The following is a 13987-nucleotide window of genomic DNA, read 5'->3' on the forward strand; positions in this document are numbered from 1 at the left end:
CGGGTACTGTCACGTGCCATGCAAGAGCCCAGAGAGCCGAGGTCGAAGCGGTTGAGCCAGACCAGCATGCAGGCCCGGGTCGCCGAGGAACTGCGCCAGATGATCATCAGCGGTGAGCTGGCGCCCCGTTCCAGCCTCTCCGAGATGGCTCTGTCCGAGACCTTCGGGGTGAGTCGCACCCCGATCCGCGAGGCTCTCAAGCAACTGCAGATCGAGGGGCTGGTGGAGATCCGGCCACGCGTCGGGACCTTCGTCGCGGTGCCGTCCCGCCGGGAGCTCACCGAACTGTTCCAGATGAAGGAGCTGTTGGAGGGTGCCGCTGCCCGGCTGCTGGCGTTCCGGGGCAACGTGCCCGAGGTGGAGCTGCTGCGGGCCAACATGGGCGCGGCTGACAAGGCCGTTCAGGACGGTGACGCCGAGCGGTACGCGGAGCTGGTCCACGAGTTCCACGACCTGATCGTCACCGGCGCCGACAACGGCAAGCTGGAGGCCCACTACCGCACCCTCATGAACCAGCTCGCCTACACCCGTCTGGTGCGCACGTCCCTGTCCCTCCCCGGCCGCCTCGCGGAGTCCGACAACGAGCACCGACGGGTGTTCGACCTGATCCTCGCCAAGGACGGCGACGGCGCGGAGCGCGTCATGCGCGAGCACGTACGCCTCAGTCACCAGGCGCTGATGGCGGGGATCGACGAGGCGCAGGGCCAGTCCCAACAGGCTTAGGAGCGGCCCCATTCCGGTCGCCGGATGCCGTGGAGATTGCGGTAGGCGGCCCGGGGCGGTGGGGTCCAGCCGTCGAGCAGAGCGCTGTCCGGTCTATGGACCTCGATGCCGAGGGGGCGGCAGACGTCCAACGGGTCGCTCGCGTCGGGACCCCACAGGGGGACGGACAGGTCGCCGCCGGGGCACGTGGACAGGGCGCACAGGAGGTCGGTCTCGGCGAAGAACTCGAAGTGGTCGCCCTCGCGCGCGGGGCAGTCCTTCATGAAGTACTGGTCGGCGCCGTTGAGTCCGGTGCACTGGAAGACGTTGAGCACGTCGTGCACATCGAACTCGGTGAGGCCGTACGGCATGACGGCCCGGACGAGGTTCGAGTGGCAGTGGAAGTCGAAGTCCTCGCCGGTGAGCATCCGGTTGACGTACGGGTCGCAGCGGGTCCCGAGCAGGTCGTGCACGCGTCCGCCGTCGGCGTCGGTGCCGTAGTCGGCGAGGCTGTCGGCGGTGACCGTGAACAGCGGCCGCAGGAAGGGCAGGTTGGACCACACCCGGTCGTAGGTGGAGATGTGCGCGCGCTGGAGTTGGCGGGTGCGGGCGGCCCACATGCGCTCGCGGGGATCGTTGAGGCTCCACACGTTGAGGTCGCCGACCTGCGGCCCCTCGACCGTGACGATGCGGCACAGGTGGCCCTGCGGCACGGTCCAGGCGCGGCCGGAGCGGATCGGTATCTCGAAGGAGTCCACCAACTCGTGGCGCACGCCCGCGAAACGGTCGTAGAAGGCACGGTCGACGTCGAGGACTCCGCCCTCGGTCGCTTGGTAGGCGGCTGCGGGCCCGGCAGGCTGACGGTTCATCAACTGTGTCCTTTTGTTCGGGAGTCGGCGCGTACGGCGTCCAGCACCTGGCGTTCGGACTCGTCGAGGTAGAGCCGCAGGGCGTCCTTGGCGTCCTGGCGGCGACCGCCGCGTACGAGGTCGCAGATCTCACGGTCGCGGGCCACCCACGGCGCCTGGAATCCGGCCTCGTCCGTCATGACGGCGAAGGCCAGCCGCAGTTGGGCGACGATGACGCGGAAGAACGCGTCCATGCGGTGGCTGCCCAGCAGGGCGACGAGGGCCTGGTGGAAGCGGAGCGAGGACGTGCCGACCTTGTTCCAGGCCTCGACGGCGACCGCGGTCTCCGCCCTGGCGACCGCTGTCTCCAACGCGTCGAGGAGCGGCTCCGCGGCCAGCGGGCTCTCGTCGATCGCGGCGAGCTCGATGGCGCGGCGGGCGACGAAAATGTCCCGTACGTCCGTCGCCGAGAGCGTCGTCACCGACGTGCCATGGTGCAGCCGCTGCACCACCAGGCCCTCGTCGTGCAGGCTGCGCAGGGCTTCCCGCAGGGTGTTCCGGGACACCCCGAATTCGGCGGCCAGCGCGACGTCCCGCAGGGGCGTTCCGGGTGGCAGCCGCCCCTCGACGATCCGCTCGCGCAGGGTGTCGGCCACGCCGGCGAAGCGGCCGACACCTGAATCCTTGCCCGTGATGGTCTGCGACATGTCGGCAGCGTAGCGCAAAAGTGTTGAACAAAAATTACGGCGTTACACGGCCGAAACGGCTTCTGTGCAGGCTGAGCGCCTAAGGATTGTTCAACAGTCAGGAGTGCTGCATGCCAGACCCCATCCGCCCGGTCTCCGGCACGGAAGTGCCCCGCTTCGCCGGATCCGGATCGTTCGCCCGGGTGCCGGAGATCGACCGGGTCGGCGACTACGACGTCGCCGTGCTCGGGGTGCCGTTCGACACCGGGACGTCCTACCGCCCCGGCGCCCGGTTCGGCCCCATGGCCGTCCGCCAGGCGTCCCGGCATCTGCGTCCTGGCCACCACGTCGAACTGGACACGGCTCCCTTCGACCGGATCCAGGTCGTCGACGCCGGCGACGTCCCGGTCACGCCGTTCTCGATCGACACGGCCCTCGGCCAGATCGAGGGGCATGCGCGGGACGTGGGGCGCGGCGGGCGCCGCGTGCTGGCGATCGGCGGGGACCACACCGTCGCACTGCCGATGCTGCGCTCGGTGGTGCGCGAGCACGGGCCGGTCGCCCTGGTCCACTTCGACGCGCACCTGGACACCTGGAACACCTACTTCGACGCCCCGACGACGCACGGGACCGTCTTCCGGCGTGCCTTCGAGGAGGGGCTGCTGGTCGAGGACCACTCCATCCATGTCGGCATCCGCGGCCCGCTGTACGAGCGGGCGGACATGGACGAGGACAAAAGGCTCGGCTTTCGCACCATCCGGGCGAGCGACCTCGACGTACTCGGCACCTCGGGTGCGATCCAGGCGGTCACGGAGCGGGTCGCCGATCTGCCTGTGTACCTGTCCGTCGACATCGACGTACTGGACCCGGCCTTCGCGCCCGGCACGGGCACCCCGGAGTCGGGCGGGCTGACGAGCCGCGAGCTGCTGCGCGTCCTGCGGGGCCTTACGGGCGTGCACCTGGTCGGCGCGGACGTGGTGGAGGTGGCTCCGGCCTACGACCACGCCGAGATCACGTCGATCGCCGCGGCCACCGTCCTGTTCGACCTGATCTGCCTCATGTCCCGGAGGTAGGATCCCCGGCCCGGACGCGGGCCAGTACGTCACGGATCATGTCGGCGCTGATCGTGAAGTGATGCCGAGCGATCTCCTCCGCGCGCTCCGGCTCGCCCGCCGCGATGGCCTCGTACAGGGCCTTGTGGTCCTCGCCTCCCTCGTGGAAGTGGGACCGCTCGCCCTTTCCCCACGGCTCGACCGGGAAGCCCAGGCTGATCCGGGCCAGCAGGTCCCGGCTGAGCATGGTGATCTGCGGGTTGCGGGTGGCCGTACGGATGCTCTGGTGGAACGCGCTGTCCGCAGCCTGTTCGTCGCGCGGGGTCTTTGCGGTCAGGTAGGCGGTCAGCGCCTCGCGCATCGGCTCCAGGTCCGCGGGCCGCCGACGCCGGGCGGCCGTCGCGGCCACCATGCCCTCCACAAGGCCGCGCAGGTCGAAGAGCTGCTCGAACTGTTCCCAGCGGGGCAGCAGCGTACGGCGGACCGCGGCCGCGGTGGACTCGCTCCAGTTGTCCCGCACGAAGGCTCCCCCGTTGCGGCCCCGGCGGATCTCGACGACACCCACGGCCTGGAGACGCCCGATGGCTTCGCGCACGGTCGGCCGGCTCACCCCCAGGAGCTGGGTGAGCTCGCGTTCGGCCGGCAGCCGCTCCCCCGGAAGGAAGTCCCCGACGGCGATCGCCGTGAGGAGCCGGTCGGACACCTCGTCGACCGCCGAGGCCACCCGCACCGGGCGCAGCTCCGGCGAGGGCGCGCCGCCGAGGAGAGCGCGGTCGAGCATCCGGGAGAACTCGCCCTCCGGATAGGTCGACGAGTCCAACGGGTCAGGTGCGGATGTCAGTTGTCCTCCTCAGAACGGTCGCGGAGCCGGGCACGTAAACACGCCGTTACTTCTGCCCCTCGCACAATTAAAAGGTCTTGTGGGCTGACCATTTCCCCGATCAGTATGTCAGCCATCCCGTCACATCCACCTCGTTTGAGACATGGACTGGCTGATTATGGCCGGTCCAGGAGGCTCTTCCGTGGCGATCCCCGAACCGAATCACACCGGAACAGTCGACTTCAACGGCTATTCCACCTGGTACCGGATCACGGGCGAACCGGGCAGGACACCCCTGGTGGTCCTGCACGGCGGCCCCGGCGCCGGTCACAACTACACGCTGAGCATCGCGGGCATCGCCCGGCAGGGCCGCCCCGTGGTGCACTACGACCAACTCGGCACCGGACTGTCCACCCATCTGCCCGACAAGGGCGCCGACTTCTGGACAGTCCAGCTCTTCCTCGACGAACTCGACACCCTCCTCAAGGCGTTGGGCATCGCCGACGCCTACCACGTCCTCGGCCAGTCCTGGGGCGGCATGCTCGCCGCCGAGCACGCCGTACGCCGCCCACCCGGGCTGCGCGGTCTGGTCATCGCCAACTCCCCCGCGTCCATGGAGCTGTGGCTCGCGGGCGCGGCCGAACTGCGGGCCGCCCTGCCGCCTGATGTCCAGCAGACCTTGTTCCTCCACGAGGCGGCCGGAACCACGGACCACCCCGATTACCGGGCCGCCGAGAAGGTCTTCTACGACCGTCACGTCTGCCGGGTCGTCCCCAACCCGCCCGAGGTGGACGCCACTTGGGCCAATGTCGAGGCCGATCCGACGGTGTACCACACCATGAACGGCCCCAACGAGTTCCATGTGACCGGCACCATGAAGGACTGGTCGGTCATCGACCGCCTGCACCTGATCGAGGTGCCCACCCTGCTGGTGTCCGGACGGTACGACGAGGCGACTCCCGAGACCGTCCGCCCCTTCGCCGACCATGTTCCGGACGCGCGCTGGCACATGTTCGAGCACTCCAGCCACATGCCGCACGTCGAGGAGGAGGAGCTCTACCTCCGGGTCGTCGGCGAGTTCCTCGACTCCACCGACTGAGACTCCGCAGCCCGATCCCCCGACGGGAGTTCCCTGCCATGCCCCTTGCCATGTCCCGCAGCACGAGACGGGGCGCGTTCGCCGCGGCCACCGTCGCCCTGGCCCTGACCGCAGCCGCCTGTTCGTCCTCCAACGACGGTTCCTCCTCCGACCCGACCACCTCGTCCTCCGGCTCGGGCTCGTCCGCCTTCCAGCCGCAGCACAAGGGCGGCACCCTGAAGCTCCTGGCCCACGCGGCCGCCGGCAGCCTCGACCCGCAGGTCAACTACACGCTCCAGTACTGGCAGTTGTACCAGTCGATGTACGACGGGCTGCTCGCCTTCAAGAAGGTGAACGGGCAGCAGTCGTTCACCGTCGTCCCGGACCTCGCCACGGCGATGCCGAAGGTGACCAACGACGGCAAGACGTACACCTTCACGCTCCGCAAGGGCGTCACCTTCTCCAACGGCAAGGCGCTGACCACCGACGACGTGGTGGCGTCCTTCCAGCGCATCTTCAAGGTCTCCAGCCCCACCGCGGGCACCTTCTACAACGGCATCGTCGGAGCGGACGCCTGTATCAAGAAGCCGGCTTCCTGCACCCTCGAGGGAGGCGTGACCGGCGACGCGAAGGCGGGCACGGTCACCATCAACCTCACGGCGGCGGACACGGAGTTCCCGTACAAGCTGGCCGTCCCGCACGCCAGCGTGCTGCCGAAGGACTCGCCGACGAAGGACGCGGGCACCAAGCCGCTGCCGACGACCGGCCCGTACATGGCCGCGTCGTACGACCCGAACCGCGCGCTGAAGCTGGTGCGCAACCCGCACTTCAAGGAGTGGTCGCGGCAGGCGCAGCCCGAGGGCTACCCCGACGCCATCGACTACACCTTCGGTCAGACCGTCGAGTCCGAGGTCACCGCCGTCGAGAACGGCCAGGCGGACTGGATGTACGACCCGCCGCCCGCCGACCGGCTCAACGAGATCGGCACCAAGTACGCCTCCCAGGCGCATGTGAACCCGCTGACGGCGTTCTGGTACGCGACGCTGAACGTCAACATGGCGCCCTTCAACAACAAGTTGGCGCGGCAGGCCATCAACTACGCCGTCGACCGGTCCGCCGTGGTGCGGCTGTACGGCGGCACCAACCTCGCCTCTCCCGCGTGCACGATCCTGCCGCCGGGCTTCCCGGGACACGTCGACGCGTGCGACTACACCAAGGGCGGCGGCAAGACCTGGACTGCCGCGGACCTGGCCAAGGCCAAGGAGCTGGTGAAGAAGTCCGGCACGGCGGGGCAGGAGGTCGGCATCGTCGTCCAGGACGACGACGTCAACAAGTCGATCGGGCAGTACCTGCAGAGCCTGCTCACCCAGCTCGGCTACAAGGCGACCCTCAAGCCGCTGTCGGGGAACATCCAGTTCACCTACATCCAGAACACCAAGAACAAGGTGCAGCTGGCGCTGACGTCCTGGTACCAGGACTATCCGGCGGCCTCGGACTTCCTCAACGTGCTGCTGTCCTGCGCCAGTTACCACCCGGGCAGCGACTCCAGCATCAACATCTCCGGGTTCTGCGACAAGGGCATCGACGCGAAGATGCAGGCCGCGCTGACGACCGCGCAGACCGACCCGACGAGCGCCGACAAGCAGTGGGGCGCCATCGACCAGGAGATCATGGCCGAGTCCCCGGTCGTCCCGCTGATCAACCCCAAGCTCATCGACTTCACGTCGACGCGGGTCGGCAACTACCAGTTCAGCAAGCAGTTCTACATGCTCCTCGGGCAGTTGTGGGTCAAATGAGCCTCGCTGAGCCCGTGTTGACCGCGGAGGCCCGGCGCTCGCCGGGCCCCTGGCGGACGGCCGCCGCCGACCTGTCGCGCAACAGGTCGGCGCTGGCCGCGTCCGCCGTACTCCTCCTGGTCGTGCTGGCGACCCTGTGTGCTCCGCTCTACGCGGACCACATCGCCCACACCGACCCGTTCCAGTCCCATGTCTCCGGCACCACGGTCGTGGACGGCGAGACCGTGCCGGTGCTCACCCCGAGCAGCACCGGCCTCGGCCTCGGCGTCACACCCATCGGCCCCACCTGGGACCCCGCCCACTACTTCCTCGGCGCCGACAACCAGGGCCGCGACGTCATGGCACGGCTGCTGTACGGCGGCCGTACCAGCCTGTTCATCGGCTTCACCGCGGCCCTGCTCACCTGCCTCCTTGGCACGGCCATCGGAATCGTCGCCGGATACGCGGGCGGCGCCGTGGACTCGGTCATCTCCCGCATCCTGGACGTCATTTGGGCGTTCCCGGTGTATCTGCTGGCCATCTGTCTGTCGGTCGTACTCCTCACCGACGGGCTGCACCTCGGACCGCTCACCGTCGACGCGGGGAGCCTGTGGCTGCCCATCGCGATCATCGCGGCGATCTATGTGCCGTACATCGCGCGGCCGTTGCGCGGTCAGGTACTGGTGCTGCGCAACAAGGAGTTCATCCAGGCGGCCGTCGGCTCCGGCGCGCCCACCCTGCGCATCCTGCGCCGGGAAGTGCTGCCGAACGTCCTGCCCACGGCCATCGTCTTCGTCCCGCTGATGACCGCCCTCGCCATGCTCACCGAATCGGCCCTGTCCTTCCTGTCCGTCGGCGTGCAGCCGCCCGACGCCAGCTGGGGCACGATCATCGAGGACGGCCTGGGACTGCTCTACACCCGGCCCACCGTGACGATCGCCCCGGGGCTGCTGATCGCGTTGACCACGGCGGCCCTCAACATCCTGGGCGACGGGGTACGGGACGCGCTCGACCCGAGCGCCCGGCTGCGCGGAGGGGTGTGACTTCCATGCTCCAATTCGCCGCCAAGCGCTTCGCGTCCGCCCTGCTGGTGATGTTCGCGATCAGTGTGCTGGTGTTCCTGATCTTCTTCGCCACCCCGGGAGTCGATCCCGCGGCGCGCATCGCGGGCCGCAACGCGGATCCGGCGACGCTCGCCCAGGTACGGCACTCCTTCGGCCTCGACCGTCCGATGCCCGTCCGCTATCTGCTGATGATGCGTCATCTGCTGATCGACCGTGATCTGGAGTCGTTCGTCAACCGTGGTTCCCGGGTGATCCCGCAGATCGTGCAGGCGACTCCGGTGACCCTGTCGCTCGTGGTCGGCGCGGCGGTGATCTGGATGACCGCCGGCATCCTCATGGGCACGGCCGCGGCGACCCTGCGCGGCAAGGCCGCCGACCCGCTGATCATGCTGGTCGGCGTGGTCGGCGTCTCGCTCCCCGCATACTGGCTGGGCGAGGTCGTCAACCTCATCACCCAGAAGCAGTTGCACGGCTCGGTGTTCTCGTGGGTGCCGCCACCGGGATACGTCGGCCTGGGCCAGGACGCGGGCCAGTGGGCGCTGCACATGCTCTTCCCGTGGCTGACCCTGGCGCTGCTGTACGCCGGGATCTACGCCCGCCTGCTGCGCGGCGAGGTCATCAACGCGCTGAGCGAGGACTACGTACGTACAGCGCGCGCCAAGGGCCTGTCCGAGCGGCGCATCCTGATCCGGCACGCGCTGCGCTGCTCGCTCATCCCGATCGTCTCGTTGTTCGGCCTGGACTTCGGCGCGCTCGTGGGCGGCGCCGCCCTGCTCACCGAGGTGGTCTTCGGCCTCCCCGGCATCGGCAAGCTCACCTTTGACGCGCTGCAGAACCTGGACCTGCCCGTGATCATGGGAACGGTCCTGTACGCGGCGTTCTTCGTGGTCCTGGCCAACGCACTGGTGGACATCCTGTACGCGCGACTCGATCCGAGGGCCCGCCATGCCTGAGCCTCTGCTGGACGTAAGAGATCTGCGGGTCTCCTTCCGCACCCGCACGGGCCCGGTCACGGCGGTCGACGGCCTTTCCTTCTCCGTCGCGCCCGGCGAAGTCCTGGGCGTGGTGGGCGAGTCGGGCTCCGGCAAGAGCGTCTCGATGCTGGCCGTATTGCGGCTGCTGGCCAACCCCAACGTGACGGTGTCGGGCGAAGTCCTCTTCCGTGGCCGTGACCTGCTCGCCCTTCCCGACAAGGAGATGCGCGCGATACGGGGCCGGGAGATCGCCATGGTCTTCCAGGATCCGATGACCGCGCTGACCCCCGTGTACACCGTGGGCTGGCAGATCGCCGAGCAGATCCGGGCGCACGCGCGCGTACCCCGCAAGGAGGCGCACGCGCGCGCGGTGCAGCTGCTGTCGGACGTCGGCATCCCCGACGCGGCGTCCCGCGCCGACGCCTATCCGCACGAGTTCTCCGGCGGTATGCGCCAGCGTGCGGTCATCGCGATGGCGCTCTCCTGCGACCCGGCGCTGCTGATCGCCGACGAACCGACCACGGCTCTCGACGTGACCGTCCAGGCCCAGATCCTCGACCTGATGCGGGACCTCAACGCGAACGGCTCGGCCGTGGTGCTGATCACCCACGACATGGGCGTGGTCTCCGAGACCGCCGACCGGGTCCTGGTCATGTACGGCGGCCGGGTCGCCGAAGAAGGCCCGCGCCGGGCGGTGTTCCACGATCCGCGGCACCCCTACACCTGGGGGCTGCTGGACTCGGTGCCCCGCGTGGGCGGCGCCCGGATGCGGCGGCTGCCCACCATCGCGGGCGTACCTGTCTCGCCGGGCAACCTGCCCGAGGGGTGCGCATTCTCGCCACGCTGCCGCTTGCGTCACGACCGCTGCGAGGAGCGGCCCGTGCTCGCGGGCGACACCCACCTCGACGCCTGCTGGCTGCCGCCCGACGACCGCGCGTCACTGCGGCTGACGGCACGGGCGGCGGCGAGCGACGTCAGGGACGACGCGACAGACATGGACACGGAGGCGGCGTCGTGACAGCACAGGACATCGTGGCAGTGGACGAGAACGCACCTCCGGGTGGCGACGTCCTGCTGCGCGCCACGGACGTCACCAAGCACTACCCGATCTCCCGGCGCCGCAAAGTTCTGCGCGCCGTGGACGGAGTGTCCCTGGAGGTACGGGCCGGGGAAACCCTCGGCATCGTCGGCGAGTCGGGGTGCGGCAAGTCCACGCTCGGCCGCTGTCTGGTCCGGCTCACCGAACTCACGGGCGGACGGGTCGAGTTCGACGGTCAGGACATCACCACCCTGTCCGCGCGCCGGCTGCGCCCCGTACGCCCCGGCATGCAGCTGGTCTTCCAGGACCCGCAGGCCTCGCTCAACCCCCGCCGCCGCGCCGGGGACATCGTGGCCGAGCCGCTGCTGGTCCACCGCTACGGTGACGCGGCCGCGGTGCGCCGCCGGGTCGCCGAGCTCTTCGACGTCGTAGGACTGGCGACGGCTCATCTGGACCGGTATCCGCGCGAGTTCTCCGGCGGTCAGCGCCAACGCATCGGTATCGCACGGGCGTTGGCCACCAACCCGAAGCTGATCGTCGCCGACGAACCGGTGTCCGCCCTCGACGTGTCGATCCAGGCCCAGGTGCTGAACCTCTTCGCGGACCTCCAGGAGGAGTTCGCGCTCACCTATGTCTTCATCGCGCACGACCTCGGTGTGGTCCGTCATGTGTCGGACCGGATCGCCGTCATGTACCTGGGCGAGATCGTCGAACTCGCCGAGACGGAAGCACTCTACGAGGCACCCGCTCACCCCTATACACAGGCGCTGTTGTCCGCGGTCCCGGACATCGACGACGGCACCGGCGCAGAGACACCGCGCCGAGAACGCATCGTCCTCACCGGCGAGGTTCCCAACCCGGTGGACAAGCCGACGGGCTGCACGTTCCACACCCGCTGCCCCTACGCCCGCGAGCGCTGCACCGTGGAACGTCCGCGGCTCACCCTCACGCCCACCGGCCGCCACACCGCCTGCCACTACCCGTTGGTCGACTGATTGTCGTCAACTCCGCCCGGCATGCGGCCCGTTCACGGACTCTTGCGGCCGACTCCCGCGAACACCCAGTACTCCGACGGGTTCTCCGGGATCAGGTCGTCGGGATCCGGGCGCCACAGGGGTACGTAGACCAGGCCGGGGTCCACGAGGTCGAAGCCGGCGAAGAGGTCGAGGATCTCGTCGTGGGAGCGGGCGGTGACCGGTGAGGTGGCCCTGGCCCGGTACAGCTTGCCCACGGCGTCGGCCGTGTCGGGACGGTCCTGGTTCGTGGCGTGGGTCATGGCCAGCCAACTGCCCTCGGGCAGGGCGTCGCGAAAAGCGGCCACGATGCCGGCCGGGTTCTCCTCGGGCGAGACGAAGTGCAGGATCGCGTTCACCAGTACGGCGACGGGCTCATCGAAGTCGATCAACTTCCGTACCTGCGGGGAGCCCAGGATGTCGGCCGGCCGCCGGATGTCGGCGTCGACGATGTCCGCGTCCGGGTTGTCGGAGAGCAGGGACGCGCTGTGGGCCACGGCCACGGGGTCGTTGTCCACGTAGACCACGCTCGCTCCGGGGGCGGCCGCCTGCGCCACCTCGTGGACGTTGCCCTGCGTGGGGATGCCCGAGCCGAGGTCGATGAACTGCCGCACCCCCGACTCGACCAGGAAGCGCACGGCCCGGCCGAGGAAGGCCCGGTTGGCCCGCGCCAGGGTGCGGACCTGTGGGTCGATGGCCGTGAACGCCGCGAGGGCCTCCCGGTCTATGGCGAAATTGTGCTGTCCGCCCAGCATCGCGTCGTACATCCGGGCGACACTCGCCTTGTCCGGATCGCTCCCCGGCCGAATACCTTCGCTGTCCGACACCACAACTCCCCAGCTCATCAGGGATCTTGACGCATCATCATATAGTTGCCGACTTACGCGCGGCGAGCCGTTGCCCCGCCGCGCGGCCGGAACCCCCCACCCGGAAAGGCACGACCCCTGCGGAACGAACCGCGCGGCCGCACCGACGACACCTCCGCCGCCCTGCCCCGGCCCCGTCGGTCGGTCTTCTCGCCCGCGGCCGATGTCCTCGGCTCGGAACTCGACCTGCGACTGACCGGCAGCCATGTCGTGCACGCGCTGACACCCGGATTCTGCGACGTGGCGTCGGTCTACCTGCTGGAGCGCTGGCTGCGCGAGGAGAACGCGTACGCCACCGCGGATCCGCCCCAGATAGAGGCACGCCGACTCGCCCTTCGCGTCGGCACCGACGCACCCGAGGACTGGGAGGGCATACTGCCGGTCGGCGAGGTGATCGTCTTCCCTCGCGAGACGCCGTACGCCCGCGCTCTGGCCTCCGGGCACGCGCAGTTGCGCGACGCGGTCGACCCCCACACATCCGAGCGTCTGGTCGCCTCCGGGGGCGGCGACCCACGCGTCGAGGATCTGCTGCGCATGACGTCCTTTCTCGTCGTTCCGCTTCAACTGCGGGGCACCATGGTCGGCTTCGTCGCCTGCACCCGCGGCCCCGACCGGGCGCCCTTCCGGCCCGGAGACGTCGTGGCGGTGGAGTCGCTGGCCGCGCGGGCCGCCGTAGCCCTGGACAACGCGCGCCTCTATGAGCGCGAGCGTCGCACCGCCCTGGCCATCCGCAACAGTCTGTTGCCGGGCGCGGCCCGTGAGGTCGAGGGGTGCCGCGTCGCCCATGGCTGCCTGCCCGCCGGGGAGGGCAACATCATCGGCGGTGACTGGTTCGACGTCATGAAGCGGCCGGGTGACCGGGTCAGTCTCGTCGTCGGGGACGCCATGGGGCACGGTCCGGAGTCGGCCGTCGCTATGATCCAGCTGCGCACCGCCGTCCGTACATTGGCCGGGCTCGACATCCCGCCCGCCGATCTCGTACGACGCCTCGACGCACTGGCCTGCGACACCCCGGGAGCCTCGTTCGCGACCTGCATTTACGCCGAGTGGGACCCCCGGCAGCGCACCTGCACCCTGGTCGGAGCCGGCCACCCTCCCCCACTGCTGCGCGGCCCCGACGGCAGGACCGCGCCGGTCACGCTCACCAGCCCCGGCCTGCCCCTCGGACTCGGCACGGGCGGCTACGAGGCCACCGTACTGACCCTGCCCGAACCGGCCCTGCTCGTGCTCTACAGCGACGGCCTCGTCGAGTCCCGCGACGCCGACATCGACCAGGAGATCACCCGGCTCGCGCGCTCCCTGGACGCGGCGGCAATCGAGCCCCCGGACCCCGGCGACCAGGACCCGCTGCGCGCCATGTGCCAACGGCTGCTGCGCGCCCCGTCCCCCGCGGCCGGAGCGGACGACCGCACGCTGTTGCTCGCCGAGCTGACCCCCGCGAAGGACTGAACTCCCTTCCCGGGCACGCTCAAACCGTCAGGTTCGCCCACACAGCGTTGCCGCCGGTGCGTGTCGACCGGTCGACTCCCCAGACGTCCGCGATCGCCTCCACCAGAAGCAGCCCGCGTCCGCCCTCGTCGTCGAGGCCCGGCTCGCACCGGGGCAGATCGCAGCCTGTGCGGTCGTGGTCGTGCACCTCAAGCCGGAGGCACGCGTCCGTGACGAGCCCTACGCCGCACAGGAACCGCGCGCCGAGTGTGTGCCGTACGGCATTGGTGGCCAGCTCGGACAGGAGCAGAACGGCGTCCGCGCACAGCTCGGCCGGCAGTCGCCATGCCGTCAGGCGGGCGTTCATCGAACGGCGGGCTACTCCGACACTGGTGCGGTGTGCGGGCAGTTCGAGCCAGTGTGTGCGCTCCGGGGCGATGACGTCTAAGAACTGTGGGGAGGAAGTCGTGTGGGGGGACACGGGGATTGCCTTCCGTGGGGGCGGGCAGGCCTGCGGCAGGGCGGAGTTCCATGAGATCGTCGAAACGATTCACACAAGTAACTATGCTCGCAGGCAAGTTCAAGCTGCAACCGACTGCCTGATAATTTCAGCACACCCGTTCCGTCCGGTGACCTCCCAAG

General features: G+C 69.5%; 14 protein-coding genes. 9 read left to right on the plus strand and 5 right to left on the minus strand.

Annotated elements, in window-relative coordinates; translation table 11 throughout:
- The first annotated feature begins 18 nt into the window (after nt 1-18).
- Nucleotides 19-723 (plus strand): GntR family transcriptional regulator, encoded by a 705-nt coding sequence (locus AC5DRG_RS05870; protein ID WP_491808588.1) that lies wholly within the window; start codon nt 19-21, stop codon nt 721-723.
- Here AC5DRG_RS05870 and AC5DRG_RS05875 read toward each other — a convergent pair.
- Nucleotides 720-1571, minus strand: coding sequence for an urea carboxylase-associated family protein (locus AC5DRG_RS05875; protein WP_491808590.1), 852 nt, complete (start codon nt 1569-1571; stop codon nt 720-722). The two genes, AC5DRG_RS05870 and AC5DRG_RS05875, sit on opposite strands and share 4 nt — an antisense overlap.
- On the minus strand, nt 1571-2257 hold the full coding sequence (locus tag AC5DRG_RS05880) for a GntR family transcriptional regulator (protein ID WP_491808591.1): 687 nt from the start codon (nt 2255-2257) through the stop codon (nt 1571-1573). The genes AC5DRG_RS05875 and AC5DRG_RS05880 overlap by 1 nt, the downstream gene beginning before the upstream one ends.
- 110 nt (nt 2258-2367) lie before the next feature.
- Between AC5DRG_RS05880 and speB the strand changes: the two genes are divergently transcribed.
- Nucleotides 2368-3309 carry an agmatinase gene (gene speB / locus AC5DRG_RS05885; RefSeq protein ID WP_491808592.1) on the plus strand — a complete coding sequence of 314 codons (942 nt, stop codon included), beginning with the start codon at nt 2368-2370 and terminating at the stop codon, nt 3307-3309.
- Here speB and AC5DRG_RS05890 read toward each other — a convergent pair.
- Entirely contained in the window at nt 3293-4108 is an 816-nt protein-coding gene (locus AC5DRG_RS05890) for a FadR/GntR family transcriptional regulator (protein ID WP_491808594.1), read from the minus strand. The two genes, speB and AC5DRG_RS05890, sit on opposite strands and share 17 nt — an antisense overlap.
- A 202-nt stretch (nt 4109-4310) precedes the next feature.
- On the opposite strand from AC5DRG_RS05890, the gene AC5DRG_RS05895 reads away from it, so the two are divergent.
- Genes AC5DRG_RS05895 through AC5DRG_RS05920 form a run of 6 tightly spaced genes read left to right on the plus strand, consistent with a single transcriptional unit; the run spans nt 4311 to nt 11033 of the window.
- Nucleotides 4311-5207: a proline iminopeptidase-family hydrolase gene (locus tag AC5DRG_RS05895; RefSeq protein ID WP_491808595.1), complete on the plus strand. Its 897-nt coding sequence runs from the start codon at nt 4311-4313 to the stop codon at nt 5205-5207.
- Nucleotides 5208-5257: 50 nt separating this feature from the next.
- A complete protein-coding gene (locus tag AC5DRG_RS05900) occupies nt 5258-6982 on the plus strand; it encodes an ABC transporter substrate-binding protein (RefSeq protein WP_491808596.1) in 1725 nt (574 codons plus the stop codon).
- Nucleotides 6979-8004: an ABC transporter permease gene (locus tag AC5DRG_RS05905; protein ID WP_491808597.1), complete on the plus strand. Its 1026-nt coding sequence runs from the start codon at nt 6979-6981 to the stop codon at nt 8002-8004. The genes AC5DRG_RS05900 and AC5DRG_RS05905 overlap by 4 nt, the downstream gene beginning before the upstream one ends.
- Before the next feature lie 5 nt (nt 8005-8009).
- Nucleotides 8010-8978: an ABC transporter permease gene (locus AC5DRG_RS05910; protein WP_491808598.1), complete on the plus strand. Its 969-nt coding sequence runs from the start codon at nt 8010-8012 to the stop codon at nt 8976-8978.
- The gene (locus AC5DRG_RS05915; protein WP_491808599.1) at nt 8971-10017 is read left to right on the plus strand and encodes an ABC transporter ATP-binding protein; all 1047 of its coding nucleotides are present in this window, start codon (nt 8971-8973) and stop codon (nt 10015-10017) included. Before AC5DRG_RS05910 ends, AC5DRG_RS05915 begins: the two co-directional genes overlap by 8 nt.
- Entirely contained in the window at nt 10014-11033 is a 1020-nt protein-coding gene (locus AC5DRG_RS05920; RefSeq protein WP_491808600.1) for an ABC transporter ATP-binding protein, read from the plus strand. Before AC5DRG_RS05915 ends, AC5DRG_RS05920 begins: the two co-directional genes overlap by 4 nt.
- 32 nt (nt 11034-11065) lie before the next feature.
- On the opposite strand, the gene AC5DRG_RS05925 is transcribed toward AC5DRG_RS05920, so the two are convergent.
- A complete protein-coding gene (locus AC5DRG_RS05925; protein ID WP_491808602.1) occupies nt 11066-11878 on the minus strand; it encodes an SAM-dependent methyltransferase in 813 nt (270 codons plus the stop codon).
- A 45-nt stretch (nt 11879-11923) separates the two neighbouring features.
- Between AC5DRG_RS05925 and AC5DRG_RS05930 the strand changes: the two genes are divergently transcribed.
- The gene (locus AC5DRG_RS05930; protein WP_491808603.1) at nt 11924-13366 is read left to right on the plus strand and encodes a PP2C family protein-serine/threonine phosphatase; all 1443 of its coding nucleotides are present in this window, start codon (nt 11924-11926) and stop codon (nt 13364-13366) included.
- 19 nt (nt 13367-13385) lie between these two features.
- Here AC5DRG_RS05930 and AC5DRG_RS05935 read toward each other — a convergent pair whose 3' ends face one another.
- Nucleotides 13386-13826: an ATP-binding protein gene (locus AC5DRG_RS05935; RefSeq protein ID WP_491808604.1), complete on the minus strand. Its 441-nt coding sequence runs from the start codon at nt 13824-13826 to the stop codon at nt 13386-13388.
- Nucleotides 13827-13987: the final 161 nt, after the last annotated feature.

It is taken from the genome of Streptomyces sp. JLBG701, from assembly GCF_058544905.1.